Here is an 18,511-nt window from a genome sequence, read left to right on the forward strand (position 1 = left end):
TTTACTTGCAGTAGAACGTGTTAGAATTGAGTTTTTTAAAAATATTGCCTTTAATTCTCTATGTTCATCACCTGTTAACCACTCAAGAGCTAATCATAGTCTTGCAACAAGGCGGAGCGCAGGATGACCGAAGAAGCACATTCTTCCACTCACCCCCCACTCCCACCCACCACGGAAGATATTCGGATTTCCTGGCTCCGCCTGTTGCGCTCAAGACGTGTTGGCGCGGTGACGTTTCACCGTCTCCTCGCGAAATATGGGTCAGCGCAGAACGCGCTATCCGCGTTGCCTGAAATGGCACGCGCCGCTGGCATTAAAGGGTATGAAACATGCTCTGTCGATGCGGCACTCGCCGAAATCAAGGCCGCAGAAGCCGCCAATGCGCGGCTTTTGTGCTTTGGTGAGGCCGATTATCCCTCACATCTGGCCGCGCTGCGCGACGCCCCGCCCCTGCTCTGGGCTGTTGGCGATCCGGCCCTGCTGCACCAGCCCACCATCGCCATCGTCGGCGCCCGCAACGCCTCCTCCCTTGGGGTGCGCATGGCCCGCGCGCTGGCACGGGACCTGGGCGAAGCGGGCTATTGCATCATCTCCGGGCTGGCCCGCGGGATCGACACCGCCGCACATATGGCGGCCCTGCGCACCGGCACCTGCGCTGTGATGGCAGGCGGTGTTGATGTCATCTACCCGACCGAAAACACCCGCCTCGCCGGGGATATTGCCGAACAGGGGCTGATGATCTCCGAACACCCGCCGGGCATGTCACCGAAAGCCCGGCATTTTCCGGCCCGCAACCGCATTATCGCGGGGGCGGCACAGGCCGTGGTGGTTGTCGAGGGGGCCGCCAAATCCGGCTCTTTGATCACCGCGCGCGATGCGCTGGATCTGGGCCGTGATGTGCTGGCCGTGCCCGGCCATCCGTTTGATGCCCGCGCGGCTGGCTGCAACATGCTGATCCGCGACGGCGCCCAGCTGGTGCGCAACGCGCAGGACGTGATCGAGGCGCTGCCGCCAATGGATCTGTCGCACCGTGTGGTGGCGGAACTGTCGGATCGCCCGGTGCCACCGCCGGAGGCTGCCGCCAGCGCCCGCCTCACCGAACTGCCGCCACCACCGAAGGAGCGGCGCAATCTGCGCGACACCGCAGCGCTGCACCAACAGATCCTCGACCGGCTCGGCCCCGCCCCGACGGCGGAGGATCAACTGGTCCGCGATCTGGCGATCCCCTCGCGTGATTTGGCACCGGCGCTCACCGATCTGGAGCTGTCCGGCGCCGTGGCCCGCGCGGCGGGCGGAATGCTGGTTCGCAGTGATTTCGATGCGACGTCAGACAGCACGGCCACGCCCAAGCCCCAGCGCTGATTGACGCATCAGCCCCCGGTCATTCGATGCCGGATTGACAATCTCCCCTTGCACCCCACATGTTGCCCCGCCATAGAGCGCCCGCAGCCCGTCCCATAGAGGTTTTCGAATTTATGCCCGTTGTTGTTGTAGAATCCCCAGCTAAAGCCAAGACAATCAACAAGTATCTTGGCTCAGACTACACGGTTCTGGCCTCATACGGACATGTGCGCGACCTGCCTGCAAAGAATGGATCGGTCGAACCGGACGATGATTTTGCGATGACCTGGGAGGTTGGCGCCGACAGCCGCAAACACATCAAGGCCATCGCCGACGCGCTGAAAGACGACAACGCCCTGATCCTCGCGACCGACCCCGATCGCGAAGGCGAGGCGATCAGCTGGCACCTGCAGGAAGCGCTGACCAAGCGCCGCTCGATCAAGAAGGACACCGCCGTCAGCCGCGTCACCTTCAATGCGATCACCAAGGAAGCGGTCGCCGAGGCGATGAAGAACCCCCGTCAGGTGGATATGCCGCTGGTCGAGGCCTATCTGGCGCGGCGCGCGCTGGACTATCTTGTTGGCTTCAACCTGTCGCCGGTGCTGTGGCGCAAGCTGCCCGGTGCCCGCTCTGCCGGGCGCGTGCAGTCGGTCTGCCTGCGCCTGATCGTTGAGCGCGAGCTGGAAATCGAAGCCTTCAACCCGCAGGAATACTGGTCGGTAAAGGCGAGCCTAGCAACGCCGCGCGGCCAGGAATTCGAAGCCCGTTTGACGGTTCTGGGCGGCGACAAGCTGGACAAATACAGCCTGGCCAATTCCACCGCCGCCGAACTCGCCGTTCAGGCAGTTGCCAGCCGCGACATGGTGGTGCAGTCGGTCGAGGCTAAACCCGCCTCCCGCAACCCCTCCGCGCCTTTCATGACCTCGACCCTGCAACAGGAAGCCAGCCGCAAATTCGGCATGGGCGCCAAGCAGTGCATGAATGCAGCACAGCGCCTCTATGAGGCAGGCTACATTACATATATGCGAACCGACGGCATCGACATGGCGCCCGAGGCCGTGCAGGAGGCCCGCGCCGAAATCGCCAAACGCTACGGCGCCGAATATGTGCCGTCATCGCCACGCATCTACAAGAACAAGGCCAAGAACGCGCAGGAAGCGCATGAATGTATCCGCCCCACCGAGATGGGCCGCGATGCCAAGAGCCTGAAGGTCTCCGAAGATGATCAGCGCAAGCTTTATGACCTGATCTGGAAGCGGACCCTCGCCTGCCAGATGGAAGGCGCACGTCTCGAGCGGACCACGGTTGATATCGGCTCCAAGGACGCGCAGGTGGTGCTGCGTGCCACCGGTCAGGTGATGCTGTTTGACGGGTTCCTGCGGGTCTATGAAGAGGGCCGCGACGATGTCGTGGACGAAGACGACAAGCGCCTGCCCCAGATCATGCAGGGCGAGGCGCTGAAGTTCGCGCCCACGCTGGGGCCACAGGCGGAAAAGGCCGATACCGGTGCCGCCATCCTCTCCGACAGCAAATCCGTGCTGGGCCTGCAACACCACACCCAGCCACCGCCGCGCTTCACCGAGGCAACATTGGTCAAACGCATGGAAGAGCTGGGGATCGGGCGCCCCTCCACCTATGCCTCCGTCATCACCACGATTCAGGACCGCGAATATGTCCGCAAGGACAAGAACCGCCTGTTCCCCGAAGACAAGGGCCGGATCGTCACCATCTTCCTGCTGAATTTCTTCCGCACCTATGTCGGCTATGAATTCACCGCCAATCTGGAAGGCGAGCTGGATGACGTCAGCGCCGGCCAGCGCGATTACAAGGATATTCTGGGCAAATTCTGGCGCGATTTCTCGGCAGCCATTGCCGAAACCTCAGATCTGCGCATCACCGAGGTGCTGGATGTGCTGGACGCAGCACTTGCGCCGCAGCTTTATCCCCCGCGTGAGGATGGCGGCGATCCGCGTATCTGCCCCAAATGCGGCGCTGGCCAGCTGCACCTCAAGACCTCGCGCACCGGCGGCTTTGTCGGCTGCGGCAATTATCCCGAATGCAACTACACCCGCCCGATCTCCGGCGAGGGTGCCGAAGGCTATGAGCGGATCCTGGGCGAAGACGACGGTGATGAGATCCACCTGAAATCCGGCCGCTTCGGGCCTTATGTGCAGCGCGGCGAGGCGACGCCCGAGAACAAGAAGCCGCCGCGTTCGTCGCTGCCCAAACAGGGGCGCGACTTCCTGCCGGGCTGGGGCCCGAATGAAATCGGGCTGGAACAGGCGGTGACCCTGCTGACCCTGCCCCGCGAGGTTGGTCAACATCCCGAAGGCGGCGTGATTCAGGCCAATCTGGGCCGCTTTGGCCCCTATATCGCGCATCAGAAACCGGATGAGGACAAGCCGGTCTATGTCAATCTCAAGGAGACACTCGATGTGTTTGAGATCGGCATGAACCGCGCGGTTGAAATGCTGGCGGAAAAGCGCGCCAACCCCGGTCGCGGCCGTCGCGCCGCAGCCAAGGCGCTGAAGGAGCTTGGCGAGCACCCGGAAAGCGGCGGCGCCATCAGCATCATGGACGGGCGCTACGGGCCATATATCAAATGGGAGAAGGTCAATGCGACCCTCCCGAAGGATGTCGAGCCCAAGGATGTGACGGTCGAGATGGCGCTGCAGCTGATCAGCGAGAAGGCCGGCAAATCCGGTGCCAAGAAAAAGGCTCCGGCCAAGAAAGCGGCGGCAAAGAAGACCACCGCGAAGAAAACCACGACCAAGAAGACCACCAAGAAGAAAGCCGCCGAAGCCAGCAGCGACGAAGGCTGACCCTTTCCGCCGGTGCCGGGATCGGGATCCTGTGGCAGCCGCCCGACCATTGTTGCGGCGGCCATCAGCGCCCCCGGTCGGCCCGGTCTGGTGCCGAGGCCCGATCGCAGCTGCTCCCGCCCGGTCAGCCCCGTCTGACGACGGACCTCGACCCGTTGGGCATAGCGCCGCTGGCGCGGCGCCCGGGGGCATGTAGCCGCAGGCGTCGGCAGCGCCGGGCGGCCCGTGGCGCGGGCCGCTCCGTAGAAATACCTGTCTTTCTCCGTATCGTTGACTCTGCCTGCGGCGGAGGTCAGAACTTTGCCAACCTGGCTGATGATCAAGGGAGATGGATATGAAGAAGGTTTATTCCAACGCTGCCGAAGCGCTGGACGGTGTTCTGCACGATGGCATGTTCATCGCCGCAGGCGGGTTCGGGCTCTGCGGTATTCCGGAACTGCTGTTGCAGGCGATCAAGGATGCGGGCACCAAGGATCTGACCTTTGCCTCCAACAACGCCGGCGTCGATGATTTCGGCATTGGCATCCTGTTGCAGACCCGACAGGTGAAAAAGATGATCTCCTCCTACGTCGGGGAAAACGCCGAATTCATGCGCCAGTATCTCAGCGGCGAGCTGGAGCTGGAGTTCAACCCGCAAGGCACGCTGGCCGAACGTATGCGCGCCGGCGGCGCGGGCATCCCCGGTTTCTTCACCAAGACCGGCGTCGGCACCGTGATTGCCGAGGGCAAGCTGGAAAAGCAGTTCCCCACCGGCCCCGATGGCGCGATGGAGGATTACATCATGGAGGAAGGCATCTTTGCCGACCTCGCCATCGTCAAGGCCTGGAAGGCGGATGAGACCGGCAACCTGGTGTTCCGCAAGACCGCGCGCAACTTCAACGCGCCCGCCGCCACCTGCGGTAAGATCTGCGTGGCCGAGGTTGAGGAAATTGTCCCCACCGGCAGCCTTGACCCGGATTCGATCCACCTGCCCGGCATCTATGTGCACCGCATCATTCAGGGCGATCACGAGAAACGCATCGAACAGCGCACCACGCGCCCGGCAGCAAAGTAAGGAGACCGCGACATGGCATGGGACCGCAATCAAATGGCCGCCCGCGCGGCACGGGAGCTGCAGGACGGCTGGTATGTGAACCTCGGCATCGGCATTCCGACGCTGGTCAGCAACCACATCCCCGAAGGCGTCAACGTGACGCTGCAATCGGAAAACGGCATGTTGGGCATGGGCCCCTTCCCGGTTGAGGGCGAGGAGGACGCCGACCTGATCAACGCCGGCAAGCAGACCATCACCGAACTGCCGCAGACCGCCTATTTCGACTCGGCACAGAGCTTTGCGATGATCCGTGGCGGCAAAATCGCCATGGCGATCCTTGGTGCGATGGAAGTGGCCGAAAACGGCGATCTGGCGAACTGGATGATCCCCGGCAAGCTGGTGAAGGGCATGGGCGGCGCGATGGATCTGGTCGCAGGCGTCGGCCGTGTGGTGGTGGTGATGGACCACACCAACAAACATGGCGACAGCAAGGTTCTGAAAGCATGTACCCTGCCGCTGACCGGCAAGAGCGTGGTCGACCGCATCATCACCAATCTCGGCGTGCTGGATGTGGTCGAGGGCGGTCTGAAGATCGTCGAGACCGCCGAGGGCGTCAGCGAGGAAGAGCTGCGCGCCGCCACCGAGGCGACCATCGTCAACTGATCGCCGCAAGGCTGGTTCCAAAGCATATAGAATGAGACGGCCCGTCAGTTCCGCTGGCGGGCCGTCTGCTTTCAGACGCCGGCTGGCGCTTCTGTGGTGCCCGCCTCCGGGCGTTCGCGCGGCCGAAGCGACGACCACAGCGGCAGCTCCACAGGGTTCAGCAGCTCATACATATGAACTCGCGTGTCATGCCAGTTGACGCTCATCTCGCGGCCATCTTCAAACACCATGACACAATAGGCCTCCCCCTGCGGATCGCAGCTGTCCCGCCCCAGCAGGGTGACGATGACCGGATCGACCAGATAACGTTTGAACAGGACCTGCGCCTTGACGGTCTTGCCCGACAGATGCAGCGCCCCGGCAAATAGCGCCACTGCCACCAGAATATGCCCAAAGCCGGACAGATGTCCGAGCGGATTGGCCTGCGCCACCCCCGGACCAAAGGCGACAAAGACCAGCCGCCCGAAAAAACCGACAAATGCGATGGTGCCGAACATCATGATATTACCCGTCACCACATGCGAGCCCGCGGCCAAAGCCGTCGGATCAATCCCTAAATCCAATGCCTGTCTCCGAAATAACTCAAGGTAGAATACAGGCGCGATAAATCAGCCAATTCGGGCGGAAAAATGATCCCATCGGCAGAGCGCGAATATTTTTCGATAAGTTGATCCTGACCTGCGCAGAGTTTGGCGGGATCGCATCCGGCTAGTTCATCCGGCGAAAGACACAGCCGTCGGTGATCAGCTCCGGCGGCGTCATGCAAAGCCCCCGCGCCACCTGAAAGGCCGCCAGCACCTTGGGCACGTAATCGCGCGTCTCGGCATAGGGCGGCACCCCGGCATGGCTGCGCACAGCGCCCTCGCCCGCGTTATATCCCGCCAGAACCAGAATCGGATCGCGGTTGAATTCGCCCATCAGCCAGTTCAGGTATTTCACTCCGCCCGCGATATTCTCTGCGCTGTCCAGCGCGTCGCCAACGCCGAAACGTGCGGCGGTGTCCGGCATCAGCTGCATCAGCCCCTGCGCGCCGACGCGGCTGACCGCGTCGGACCGGCCTGCCGATTCCACCGCGATCACCGCCAGGACCAGCGCGGGCGACACATCCGTGCCGACACTGGCCGTCAGGATCTGCACTCCCCGCGCGCTGGCAATGTCCTGCATCAACTGCAACCGGGGGGCGGCAACCGGGGTGTCGCCATCCAGCGCCCGCAGCGCCTTGGCCAGCCGCCCCGGCCCGCTGTCCTCCAGCTTGTCTGAGATGTCCTGCCAGAAACCGGTGTAGCGCCCGTTGTCCGCAGCAGCAGCCGGAACCGCGCCGCCACTGGCAGGCGCCGCAATCGGTGCGGCAGGCGGATCAATCTGGATGGTAATCCGCTGCTTGGTTCCCGGTTTCGGCGGGCGCACGCGTTTGGCCTCAAACTCAGGAAAGGGCGCCGGGGTCACCTTGCCCGGCTCCTGCGACCGGGCAGGCGTCGCGCTGCCAGCCCAGAGCACCGCCAGAATCACCAGCGCCGCTACATTGCCACAGATGACTGCGCTGCCCGCGACTGGCAGGCCCGACAACTGACTCATGCCCTGCCGCTGAGCCGCAATAAGACGGACCAGACGGCGGCGAATGGACTGAAGAAGACTCATGGGGCTGCTCTGCCTCTCCTTTTTCGCAGATGAGACTCGCCGAAGCCCCGGCAAAAATCCAGTTTCGCGCCCCAGATTCTGGCAGATTTGCCATATTTACCAAGATCTGCCGCCTCGAAGCCACGGGTATTGACAAGAGGTAAAACTAATAAGCGTTAAAATTCAATGCCTTACCCGAATACTCGGCAAAAAGTTAAAGTAGGGCAAATGAGTCCGCGTTTCAGCCCAAATCCTGCCACGCTCCGCTGGCTATATAGCTTCACACCAAGTCGAACAGAGCCGAGCAGGAGAGAGCAGGCTCACAACGGACGGCAAGGTCGAAACACACTTTTAGATCCTTTGGAGGGACGTACCATGATCAAATTCATCAAAAACTTCCGTAAAGACGACTCTGGCGCCGTGACCGTTGACTGGGTTGTTCTGACCGCCGCTGTGGCCGCTCTGGCAGGTGTTGTTTACACCTCGATCGAAACCGGCGCGTCGAACCTGACCTCGGCAACCGGCTCCTACCTGGGCACCAAAGGTCCGTCCGACTCCTAAGTCGCTTATGACCTGACGAGTTCGAGGGCCGCGCCTTTTGCCTAAGGCGCGGCCCTTTGCCCAAGGAACCTTCGGCTTACGAGGTCCATTATGAACAGGTTCAAGCATTTCATTGCCAAAGACGACGGCGCAGTCACCGTTGACTGGGTGGTTCTGACCGCTGCGATTGTCGGATTGGTCGTTCTGATCGCCGCCTCCATGGAGGATGGCGCATTGGGGCTGGCCGATCTGCTGGCCGCCTATATGACCAACTGGTCGTTCAGCTGATCCGGTAGTGGCCGAGGCAACTCGGCAGCCAGACAGAGATTTAAGGTGCGCCAGGCGCGCAACAGGACAGAACGTCCGCCTTAGGCAACGGTTTGACCGACCCAGGCGCCGGTATTGCGTCTGCAATGCCGGCCGCAACTGATGAGAGGTACCACCATGCGTGCAGTATTCGGACTTGTCCTCATTGTCGGAGTCGCCCTCGCCGGGGGGGCTGTGATGATGGCCAAGAACTATATCAGCGCTTACCAGAACGAACTCGCCCGTGAGCGCGCCTCGCGGGGGGAAAACATCCCATTGGTCGATATCTTTGTCGCCAATGACCAGCTGAAATACGGCGAGCGACTGACCAAGGAACATATCCGCTCCGTTCGCTGGCCCGAAAACGCGATTCCCGAAGGCGCCTTCCTGACCATGGATGCGCTGTTCCCGCCGCAATACCCCGATGATCATCGCGTGGTGCTGCGCCGCATGGAAAAGGACGAGGCGATTCTGGCCGTCAAAGTCACCAAACCCGGTGAGGACGCAGGCATCACCTCGCGCCTGTCCAAGGGGATGCGCGCCTTTGCCATCCGCGTCGATGTCTCCTCCGGCGTGTCCGGCTTCCTGCGTCCCGGTGACCGTGTCGATGTCTACTGGACCGGATCGCTCAATGATCAGGCCGGTGGCCGCAATGGTGAATTCACCCGTCTGATCCAGACCAATATCGAACTGATTGCCGTGGATCAGACTGCAGGTGGCGATCTGGATGGTGCCGTGATTGCGCGCACCGTCACAGCCGCTGTCCGCCCTGAACAGGTTGCGGCCCTCGCCCAGGCCCAGTCCACCGGGCGGCTCTCGCTCTCCCTTGTGGGGGCTGGTGACGACACGGTTGCATCGGTGATCGAGGTTGATCAGCGCAGCCTGCTGGGGCTCAGCGCCATCGAAGCGCCGCAGCAGGCCGAGCAGGAAAAAGTCTGCACCATCCGCACCCGTCGCGGCGCCGAGGTGGTAGAGATCCCGATTCCCTGCACCAACTGATCAGCACCGCGCCTTTCCTGCAAAGGTTTCAGATAGATAACAGATCGAACGTCGCCCCCTCCGGGGCGGCGTTTTTATGTGATTGTTGCTGTCACCCCACAGGTCGGCCACGGTCGCTGCATCCCGGAAGCCTTTGATTCTTGCAAAAATTCGCCGATACGCGCAGAGTGTCCCAAACAATGGGCAATAAGACCCTGTATTGAGGCGTGATCGGAAAGGCAGGTCACATGGCTTTTAGACGGTATGTAGCGGCGGCCCTCACCGGGCTCGCGCTGGTGTGTTTCCCGGTTGCGGATGCGGCCTGGGGCAATGGCCTGCGCGTGGTCAAAAAGGGCACGGCGGCCAATCTTGAGGTGCCGATGAACCGGGCGGTCGTGGTCGAAAGCGATGTGCCCTTCTCCGAGCTCAGCATCGCCAATCCCAGCATCGCCGATATCTCCTCGCTTTCGGATCGCACAATCTACGTGCTGGGCAAGGCGCCGGGTCTAACCACGCTGACCCTGCTCGATGCCTCCGGTCGTCTGATCACCAATGTCGACGTCCGCGTTGCCGCGGATGTCAGCGAATTCAAGGAGCGGCTGCGGCAGATCCTGCCCGGCGAGCGGATCGAGGTCCGTACCGCCAATGACGGTATTGTCCTGTCCGGCGTTGTCTCCAGCTCGTCGCGATTGCAGCGGGCGCTTGATCTGGCCGAACGCTACGCCCCGGAACGGGTCAGCAACCTGATGTCGGTGGGCGGTGTCCAGCAGGTCATGCTGAAGGTCCGTTTTGCCGAGATGCAGCGCACCGTCTCGAAGTCGCTCAGCGCCTCGCTTGGCGTGAAGGGCGGCAACAGCGTCGGCGTCAATGGCGGCACCAGCACACTCAACACCCAGGGCGCGCTGACCAACAGCCTGTCCGGCAATATCCCTGCGGGCAACGACAACACCGGTGCCTTTGTCTTTGGCTTCAACGCCGGGGCCTTTCAGGTGAACCTGCTGCTGGAGGCGCTGGAACAGAAAGGTGTCGTGCGCACTCTGGCAGAGCCGAACCTGTCGGCCCTGTCCGGGCAGGAAGCCAAGTTCCTCGCCGGGGGGGAATACCCCATTCCCGTCGCACAGGAAGACGGCATTATTACGATTGAATTCAAACCCTTCGGGATCGAGCTGAACTTCGTTCCGCGGGTGGTGGACGCCGATGTCATCAACCTTGAAATGAAGGCCGCCGTCTCCGCTATTGATCCCACCAACTCGATTGAGCTGAACGGGCTGAATATCGCCGCCTTCTCGCGGCGCGAAACCTCCACCACAGTGGAGCTGCGCGACGGCGAGAGCTTTGCGATTGCCGGCCTGATCCGTGATGAGTTCCGCGACAACTCTTCGCAGCTGCCATGGATTGGCGACGTGCCGGTCCTCGGCTCGCTGTTCCGCAGCGCCAACTACCAGCGCGCGCAGACTGAACTGGTGATCATTGTCAGCGCCCATCTGGTTACGCCGACACGGGGCGAGGCGCTGAGCCTGCCCACCGATCGGATCCGCCCACCCAGCGAAAGCGAGCTGTTCCTGATGGGCCGCGTGGCCAAGGGACAAAAAGGCCCCGCCAGCGAGGTCGCCAAGCAGGACTTCAACGGCTCTTACGGCTATGTGATGGATTGAGCAGAGGAACATGGGGCAGATGATCAGATATGCAGCACTCCTTGGCCTGTCCCTGACAGTTGCCGCCTGCGGATATGAAGCGGGCGAACCGCTGGACCGCTCGGTCTTTGGCAATGCGACCAATTCCAACGCCGCCGTGATGGCCGGAGAGCGCGACTTTGCGATCCAGCTCGCCACCCGGTTTGCCGAGGAAGTGCCAAATACGATCACCTTTGCCTTTGACAGCGCGCAGCTGGATGGCAACGCCCGCGCCGTGCTGGATCAGCAGGCCCATTGGATCAGACAGTTCCCGGAGGTGCGATTCCGTGTCTTCGGCCATACCGACGCCGTCGGCTCTGCAAGCTACAACAAGGCCCTGGGCCTGCGCCGCGCCCGTGCCGCCGTCGCCTATCTCGTCTCGCGGGGCATCAGCCGCAGTCGCTTGGAGGCAGTCGTGTCCTTTGGCGAAACGCAGCCTCTGATCCCCACCTCCGACCGCGAACGCCGCAACCGTCGCACCGTGACTGAGGTCAGCGGTTTCCTGAAGCGCCATCCCACTGTTCTGGATGGAAAATATGCGCAGATCATCTACCGCGAATATGTCGAAAGCGCGGTGCCACGCACCTCTCTGACCAGCGAACGGTCGATCAGGACCACCCTGGAATAAGCGCAGGACGACAGGGTTGACCGCGGTTAACCCTGTTCAGGCTTCATTAGGAATTCCCCACAAATGGGCCGCCTTGGCCCCAATCTCGCCCAGATCTTCACCGACATTGTTCTCAAGAGGTAATGTGCGTCCAAATGCCGGACGTGCGTGCTAGCGTGCTCTGGCCAACATGGTGCGACACGCCCCGAGAGAAGGATTACGGTGATGAGCAGTGGTATGCCGCAGACAGAAGCGAACGCGATTGTTGCCTGCACGATCAGCCGCGACGTGCAGAACTTTGACCTGCTGATCGAAGACATGGAAGCCACCATGGGCGAAGCCTGGGGCGATCTCGGCTTTACCGAGGCGCTGGCCTTCTTCAACCAGAGCGAAGCCGAAGCGCTGGAATTTGTGGCGCTGGCGCTGGACAGCGCCGACGAAGACAATCTGCAATTGATGGGCACCATCATCACCGAGGCAAAGTCCCGCAATATCAAGGTGATCCTGATTGCCGAGGACGTGACCCCCGCCGCACTGCACAGCCTGCTGCGCCAGGGGGCCGATGAATTCATCCCCTACCCGCTGCCCGAGGGGGAGTTGCAGGCCGCCATCGAACGGCTGCGCCTGGCCGAGGCCGAACGCACCGCCCAACCGCAGCACGCTCTGAAAACCGGCAGCCAGCGCGACGGCGCGGTCATCGTCTGCCACGGTCTGGCCGGCGGCAGCGGTTCAACCACGCTGGCGGTAAATCTCGCCTGGGAGCTGGCGCAGCTTTCCACATCGGAGACCCCGCGCGTCTGCCTTCTGGATTTTGACCTGCAATACGGGTCCGTCGCAACCTATCTCGACCTGCCGCGCCGCGAGGTGGTGATGGAGATGCTGAGCGATACCGAGAATCTCGACGAAGACATCTTTGGCCAGGCGCTGGTCACCTATGAGGACAAGCTACAGGTGCTGACGGCGCCGGTGGATATGATCCCGCTGGAATTCATCACCCCCGAAGATATCGAGCGGGTGGTAACGCTGGCGCGCAGCCATTTTGATTTTGTCGTCATCGACATGCCCCACACGCTGGTGCAATGGTCTGAAACCGTTCTCAATATGGCGCATGTCTATTTCTCCATGGTCGAGCTGGACATGCGGTCGGCGCAGAATGCGCTGCGCCTGAAACGCGCTCTGCAATCGGAGGAGCTGCCGTTTGAAAAGCTGCGCTTCGCATTGAACCGCGCACCGAAGTTCACCGACCTCAGCGGCAAGAGCCGCGTCAAGCGTATGGCGGAATCCTTGGGTATTTCCATCGACCTGCAGCTGCCCGACGGCGGCAAACAGGTTGCGCAGGCCTGCGACCACGGCACCCCGCTGGCCAGCTCGGCCGCCAAGAACCCGCTACGCAAGGAAGTTCTGAAACTGGCCCAATCGCTGCATGACCTCGGTCAAAGCGACGCTGCGGCGGCCTGAACCCAGATTTAACCAGGGGCGTTCCTTTCATGTTCTCGAAGTATAAAAAACAATCCGCCACCCCCCGCGCTGCGGCGCAGCCGGCGCCCGTGGCCACGCCCGCCCCGCAAAAAGCCGCTCCGGCCGTCTCCATGCGCCGACCAATGGTCGGCACTCCCGCCGAGGCCGCCCCGGCGGACAAGGAACGCAAGCGCAAGGAGCGGATGGGTGAGATCAAGATCCAGCTCCACCGCGAGCTGCTGGACAACCTGAACCTCGCAGCACTGGAACGCGCCAGCGAGGCGGAACTGCGCGCCGAGATTTCCTCCATCGCCACCGAAATCCTTGAGGAAAAAGGCATCGTTCTCAACCGCGAGGACCGCCAGACCCTGACCAAGGAACTCTATGACGAGGTCACCGGCCTTGGCCCGCTGGAAACCCTGCTTCAGGACGATACGGTCAACGATATCCTTGTAAACGGCCCGCATCAGGTTTTTGTCGAACGCGACGGCAAGCTGCAGATGTCGGATGTCACATTCAAGGATGAAAAGCACCTGATGCGGATCATCGACAAGATCGTCTCCGCCGTGGGTCGCCGTGTCGATGAAAGCAACCCTTACGTGGACGCCCGTCTTGCCGACGGCTCGCGCTTTAACGCCATGGTGCCGCCGGTCGCGGTCGATGGCTCGCTGGTGTCGATCCGTAAATTCAAAAAGGACAAGCTGGGCATTGACGATCTGGTCGGCTTCGGCGCCTTCACCGAAGAGATGGCCGCCTATCTTCAGGCCGCTGTCTCCACGCGCCTGAATGTCATCGTTTCCGGCGGGACCGGCTCTGGTAAGACCACCACGCTCAATGCGCTATCGTCCTTCATCGACAATGCCGAACGTATCCTGACCATCGAGGATACGGCGGAACTTCAGCTGCAACAGACCCATGTGGGCCGGATGGAAAGCCGCCCGCCCAACGTCGAGGGTCGCGGCGAGGTTTCCCCCCGCGACTGTCTCAAGAACGCCCTGCGGATGCGCCCGGACCGGATCATCGTGGGCGAGACCCGCGGCGAGGAGGTCATCGACATGTTGCAGGCGATGAACACCGGCCACGACGGGTCCATGACCACGATCCACGCCAACTCCGCCCGCGACGGCATCTCGCGCCTGGAAAACATGATCGCCATGGCCGGCATCGAAATGCCGATCAAGGCGGTACGCAGCCAGATCGCATCGGCGGTCAACATCATCGTGCAGGCCTCGCGCCTTCAGGACGGGTCGCGCCGCATGACCTCGATCACCGAAATCACCGGCATGGAGGGCGATGTGATCTCGATGCAGGAAATCTTCCGCTTCCAGCGCGTCGGCCTGACCCCGGACAACAAGATCATCGGCCATTTCACCGCCACCGGCGTGCGCAGCCACTACTCCGAGCGCTTCCGCCTCTGGGGCTATGACCTGCCCGCGTCGATCTATGAACCCACCGTGATGGAGGCCCGCTGATGCAACTGAGTGCAGAACCGATCATCTACGGCCTGATCTTCATCGGCGTCTTGGTGCTGGTTGAAGGTCTCTACCTGGTGACATTCGGCAAATCCATCAGCCTCAACAGCCGCGTGAACCGCCGTCTGGAAATGATGGACAAGGGCGGCAACCGCGAACAGGTGCTGGAACAGCTGCGCAAGGAAATGCGCCAGCATATGAGCGCCAAGTCGATCCCGCTCTATTCGCTGCTGGCTGAACGCGCTCAGAAGGCGGCCATCGCCTTCTCACCGCGCCAGCTGATCATGATCATGGGCGGCGTCGCGGCCATCGCCTTTGTCGGTCTCAGCGTCGGCACCAGCGCCGAACTGCCGCTGCGCCTGCTGGCCTCGGTGATCATCGGCGTCGGCGCCGTGTTCTTCTGGGTCAACAAAAAAGCCGCCAAACGCATGGCGATGATCGAGGAACAGCTGCCCGATGCGGTCGAACTGATGGTGCGCTCCCTGCGCGTCGGCCATCCGTTTTCCTCTGCCGTGCAGATCGTCGCCAATGAGGTCGAAGACCCGCTGGCCACGGAATTTGGCGTGATCGCCGACGAAAGCGCCTATGGCCGCGATGTCGGCGAGGCGCTGAAGGAAATGGCCGAACGTCTGGACATGCAGGACATGCGCTTCCTTGCCGTGGCCGTCACCATCCAGCAGCAATCCGGTGGCAACCTCGCCGAGGTGCTGGCCGGTCTGGCCAAGGTGATCCGCGCCCGCTTCCGCCTGTTCCGCCGCGTGAAGGCCATCACCGCCGAGGCGCAGTGGTCCGGCAAATTCCTCTCCGGCTTTCCGCTGTTCTGTCTGGGCGGCATCCTGGCTAAGGATCCGGGCTATTACGACAGCGTGATCGACCATCCCTGGTTCATTCCCGCCTGCTTTGTTGTGGGCGCCATGCTGACCGTCAACCTCTTCGTCATGCGGATGCTGACGAACATCAAGGTGTGAGGCAATAATCATGACATCCCTGAGCGATATCAACGACCTGCTGACCTCCCATCTTGGCCCCTTCGGCCCGCTTCTGGTGGTCGGGCTGATCGGCCTCTTCATGATCCTGCTGGCGATTCCGCTGCTGCTGAACCAGCCCGAGGATCCGCTGAAGAAGCTGCAAAAAAGCATGTCGGCCAGCACCCAGACCAAACCGAAAAAGGAACGTCTGCGGCAGGCCGATCGCAACGAGCAGCTGCAGAAATTCGCCTCCTTTCTGGAGCCGCAGGACGCCGCCGAACTCTCCAAGATGGAGCTGAAGCTGCGTCAGGCCGGCTATCAGTCCAAGGACTCGGTCCGCTTTTTCCACTTTGCACAGTTTGCCCTTGGCCTCATCGGTCTCGCCGCGGGTCTGTTCTATGTCTACGTGCTGAATGCGGACATGGAATATGACAGCCAGCAGATGGTGATCCGCATCATCGGCCCCGGTGCCGCCGCCTATATGCTGCCGAAATACTGGATCACCCGCCGCATCGAGGAGCGCAAACAGGAGATCACCTCGGGCTTTCCTGACGCGCTGGACATGATGCTGGTCTGCGTCGAGGCAGGTCAGTCTCTGGATCAGGCGATTGTGCGCGTGGCCAAGGAGCTGCATGCCTCCTACCCGGCGCTGGCCGAGGAATTCGAGGTGGTCGCCCAGGAGATGAAGGCCGGCAAGGACAAGGATAAGGTCATGCGCGACATGGGCACCCGCTGCGGCGTGCAGGATGTGTCCTCCTTTGTGACCGTGATGATCCAATCCGCCACCTTCGGCACCTCGATTGCCGAGGCACTGCGGGTCTATGCCAGCGAAATGCGGGACAAGCGCGTCATGCGCGCCGAAGAGGCCGCAAACAAGTTGCCAACCAAAATGACCCTTGCCACAATGACCCTGACGGTGCCGCCGCTGCTGATCATTCTGGTCGGACCCTCGGCACAGGGCATCGCCAATCTGGGCAATATGAGCAAATAACACATGATGACATTGGGTTGGGCCATCCCCTCCCGTCTCTATCGACTGATCCCCGCCACCCTCGCGCTTGCGTTGGTGGCGGCTTGCATGTCGCCGGGCGGAAAACCGGATCCAAAGGATCCCCTTGGCGCGCCCGCCCTGCCCGGCGTTGATCCCCGTGGCACTGCCGAAAGCGGGCTTATTGTCGGGCACCGTCTGATGGCCGCCGCCGAGTATGAGCTGGCGCTGGATGCCTTTACCCGCGCCGCATTGGAAGAGGGTCTCAGCGCCGAGGTGCTCTCTGGCCTCGGGACCGCAAATCTGGGGCTGGGCCGTCTGGGTCAGGCCGAAACCCAGCTGCGCCGCGCGGTCGCAAAGGATCCCGACTGGCCTGCGGCGATGAACAATCTCGGCGTCGTGCTGATGGAGCGGCAGAAATACCCGGAGGCCGAGCAGACCCTGCGCCGCGCCTTTGCCCTCGATAATGGCGAAAGTGACGCAATCCGTGAAAATTTCCGCCTTGCCCTCGCAAAACTTGATCAGAACACGCATAGTGATCCGCAACAAAAAGGCTATGCACTGGTGCAACGCGGAGGGGGCAGCTACCTGATTCGCACGTCCCAGTGACGCAAGGCCTAGAGGCAGAGCAGCACAGAGGACGCAAAACATGCGCCAGCAGATTTTCGTATCCGCATGTCTGGTCGGTGGGCTTGTCCTGTCGGCCTGCGCCAAGGACGACACCGAAGCCGTGGACCGCGCCTTTCAGGAGGTGAATGTGGTCGACGAAAGCAATCTCAACGATGTGATGCTGACGGTTGCCGATCCAAACGAAGCCGTCACCTATTTTCAGCGCACCGTCAAATCCGCACCCGACCGGATCGACCTCAACCGCGGGCTGGCGATCTCGCTGATCCGCGCCAAGCGCAACACCGAAGCGGTCGCCGCCTGGAAAAAAGTCGTCTCGCTGCCCGAGGCCACCGATGAGGACCGTATCGAACTGGCCGACGCGCTGATCCGCACCAGCAACTGGGACGAGGCCAAGGCCACTCTCGACAAGGTGCCGCCCACCCATGAGACCTACAAACGCTACCGGCTGGAGGCGATGGTCGCCGACTCGGAACAGGACTGGAAACGCTCCGACAGCTTTTACCAGACCGCCGTCGGCCTCACGACACAGCCCGCCCGCGTGATGAACAACTGGGGCTATTCGAAACTGACCCGTGGCGATTACGCCGAGGCCGAGCGCCTGTTCGGCGATGCCATCCGCCAGGATCAGTCGCTGTTCACCGCCAAGAACAATCTGGTGCTGGCCCGTGGCGCGCAGCGCAACTACACGCTGCCGGTGATCCCGATGGATCAGGTCGAACGCGCCCAGCTGCTGCACACGCTGGCGCTATCGGCTGTAAAACAGGGCGACGTGCAGACCGGCGAAAGCCTGCTGCGGCAGGCAATCTCGACCCATCCGCAGCATTTCGACGCGGCGGCGCGCGCACTTGCTGCGCTGGAAAACGGCTAAGACCGGAGCCCCCACCCCATGCTGATCTCGGCCCATGTCGCCCTGTGGTTCCTGCCCTTTGTGGTGCCGCTCTGCTGTGTGGTCGCGCTGAATGACCTGCGCCATATGCGGATCCCGAACTGGACCGTGGATCTTCTGGCCGTGATCTTTGTCCTTGTCGGCCCCTTCCTGATGAGCTGGACGGATTATGGCTGGCAGCTGCTGCATCTGCCCATCGGCATCGGCCTTGGCTTCCTGTGCTACAGCGCGGGCATGGTCGGCGCAGGGGACGCCAAATTCGCCGGTGCCGCCGCGCCCTTTGTGGTCTTTGGCGATCTCTCGGTGGTGGTGATGATCTTCTCGGCCATGCTGCTGGCCGGGTTCCTCACCCATCGTATCGCGAAATACACCCCCCTGCGCCGTCTCGCCCCGCATTGGAAGAGCTGGGAGGTCGGCAGCAAGTTTCCAATGGGCCTCTGCCTTGGCGGCACGCTGGTCGCCTATCTGCTGCTCGGCAGCCAGCTGGGTCAGAGCGCTCCGGTCTGAGGCATCCCGGTCCAGATCGCCC

General features: G+C 62.0%; 18 protein-coding genes. 16 read left to right on the forward strand and 2 right to left on the reverse strand.

Annotated elements, in window-relative coordinates; genetic code table 11:
- Nucleotides 1–123: 123 nt before the first annotated feature.
- The 4 genes from dprA (at nt 124) to VWY60_RS12190 (ending at nt 5,859) form a co-directional block, all read left to right on the forward strand.
- Nucleotides 124–1,362: a DNA-processing protein DprA gene (dprA, locus tag VWY60_RS12175; RefSeq protein ID WP_416540597.1), complete on the forward strand. Its 1,239-nt coding sequence runs from the start codon at nt 124–126 to the stop codon at nt 1,360–1,362.
- A 113-nt stretch (nt 1,363–1,475) separates the two neighbouring features.
- Nucleotides 1,476–4,163 carry a type I DNA topoisomerase gene (topA, locus tag VWY60_RS12180; RefSeq protein ID WP_416540598.1) on the forward strand — a complete coding sequence of 896 codons (2,688 nt, stop codon included), beginning with the start codon at nt 1,476–1,478 and terminating at the stop codon, nt 4,161–4,163.
- A gap of 334 nt (nt 4,164–4,497) precedes the next feature.
- Nucleotides 4,498–5,217: a CoA transferase subunit A gene (locus tag VWY60_RS12185; RefSeq protein WP_340544649.1), complete on the forward strand. Its 720-nt coding sequence runs from the start codon at nt 4,498–4,500 to the stop codon at nt 5,215–5,217.
- Nucleotides 5,218–5,229: 12 nt separating this feature from the next.
- Complete coding sequence (locus VWY60_RS12190) at nt 5,230–5,859, forward strand: 3-oxoacid CoA-transferase subunit B (protein WP_416540599.1); 630 nt, start codon at nt 5,230–5,232, stop codon at nt 5,857–5,859.
- A gap of 71 nt (nt 5,860–5,930) precedes the next feature.
- On the opposite strand, the gene VWY60_RS12195 is transcribed toward VWY60_RS12190, so the two are convergent.
- Nucleotides 5,931–6,422, reverse strand: a complete 492-nt coding sequence (locus VWY60_RS12195; protein ID WP_416540600.1) for a hypothetical protein — start codon at nt 6,420–6,422, stop codon at nt 5,931–5,933.
- 145 nt (nt 6,423–6,567) lie between these two features.
- A complete protein-coding gene (locus tag VWY60_RS12200) occupies nt 6,568–7,497 on the reverse strand; it encodes a lytic transglycosylase domain-containing protein (protein ID WP_416540601.1) in 930 nt (309 codons plus the stop codon).
- A gap of 354 nt (nt 7,498–7,851) precedes the next feature.
- Here VWY60_RS12200 and VWY60_RS12205 point away from each other — a divergent pair, with 354 nt between their 5' ends.
- The 12 genes from VWY60_RS12205 (at nt 7,852) to VWY60_RS12260 (ending at nt 18,489) form a co-directional block, all read left to right on the forward strand.
- Nucleotides 7,852–8,037 (forward strand): hypothetical protein, encoded by a 186-nt coding sequence (locus VWY60_RS12205; protein ID WP_040181915.1) that lies wholly within the window; start codon nt 7,852–7,854, stop codon nt 8,035–8,037.
- A 90-nt stretch (nt 8,038–8,127) separates the two neighbouring features.
- Nucleotides 8,128–8,304 carry a hypothetical protein gene (locus VWY60_RS12210; RefSeq protein ID WP_340544635.1) on the forward strand — a complete coding sequence of 59 codons (177 nt, stop codon included), beginning with the start codon at nt 8,128–8,130 and terminating at the stop codon, nt 8,302–8,304.
- A 156-nt stretch (nt 8,305–8,460) separates the two neighbouring features.
- The gene (gene cpaB / locus VWY60_RS12215; RefSeq protein ID WP_340544634.1) at nt 8,461–9,321 is read left to right on the forward strand and encodes a Flp pilus assembly protein CpaB; all 861 of its coding nucleotides are present in this window, start codon (nt 8,461–8,463) and stop codon (nt 9,319–9,321) included.
- Between the two features lie 227 nt (nt 9,322–9,548).
- Nucleotides 9,549–10,955, forward strand: a complete 1,407-nt coding sequence (locus VWY60_RS12220) for a type II and III secretion system protein family protein (RefSeq protein ID WP_340544633.1) — start codon at nt 9,549–9,551, stop codon at nt 10,953–10,955.
- A gap of 19 nt (nt 10,956–10,974) precedes the next feature.
- The gene (locus VWY60_RS12225) at nt 10,975–11,601 is read left to right on the forward strand and encodes an OmpA family protein (RefSeq protein ID WP_340544632.1); all 627 of its coding nucleotides are present in this window, start codon (nt 10,975–10,977) and stop codon (nt 11,599–11,601) included.
- 204 nt (nt 11,602–11,805) lie between these two features.
- Nucleotides 11,806–13,038, forward strand: coding sequence for an AAA family ATPase (locus VWY60_RS12230; protein WP_340544631.1), 1,233 nt, complete (start codon nt 11,806–11,808; stop codon nt 13,036–13,038).
- Nucleotides 13,039–13,067: 29 nt separating this feature from the next.
- Nucleotides 13,068–14,510: a CpaF family protein gene (locus tag VWY60_RS12235; RefSeq protein ID WP_340544630.1), complete on the forward strand. Its 1,443-nt coding sequence runs from the start codon at nt 13,068–13,070 to the stop codon at nt 14,508–14,510.
- On the forward strand, nt 14,510–15,478 hold the full coding sequence (locus VWY60_RS12240; RefSeq protein WP_340544629.1) for a type II secretion system F family protein: 969 nt from the start codon (nt 14,510–14,512) through the stop codon (nt 15,476–15,478). The genes VWY60_RS12235 and VWY60_RS12240 overlap by 1 nt, the downstream gene beginning before the upstream one ends.
- Before the next feature lie 10 nt (nt 15,479–15,488).
- Nucleotides 15,489–16,469, forward strand: coding sequence for a type II secretion system F family protein (locus VWY60_RS12245; RefSeq protein ID WP_340544628.1), 981 nt, complete (start codon nt 15,489–15,491; stop codon nt 16,467–16,469).
- Between the two features lie 3 nt (nt 16,470–16,472).
- Complete coding sequence (locus VWY60_RS12250) at nt 16,473–17,075, forward strand: tetratricopeptide repeat protein (protein WP_340544627.1); 603 nt, start codon at nt 16,473–16,475, stop codon at nt 17,073–17,075.
- A gap of 40 nt (nt 17,076–17,115) precedes the next feature.
- Nucleotides 17,116–17,964: a tetratricopeptide repeat protein gene (locus VWY60_RS12255; RefSeq protein WP_340544625.1), complete on the forward strand. Its 849-nt coding sequence runs from the start codon at nt 17,116–17,118 to the stop codon at nt 17,962–17,964.
- A gap of 18 nt (nt 17,965–17,982) precedes the next feature.
- Nucleotides 17,983–18,489 carry an A24 family peptidase gene (locus VWY60_RS12260; protein ID WP_416537316.1) on the forward strand — a complete coding sequence of 169 codons (507 nt, stop codon included), beginning with the start codon at nt 17,983–17,985 and terminating at the stop codon, nt 18,487–18,489.
- The last annotated feature ends 22 nt before the right edge of the window (nt 18,490–18,511 follow it).

The organism is Phaeobacter sp. JH20_26, assembly GCF_048056275.1.
GTDB lineage: Bacteria > Pseudomonadota > Alphaproteobacteria > Rhodobacterales > Rhodobacteraceae > Phaeobacter > Phaeobacter bryozoorum.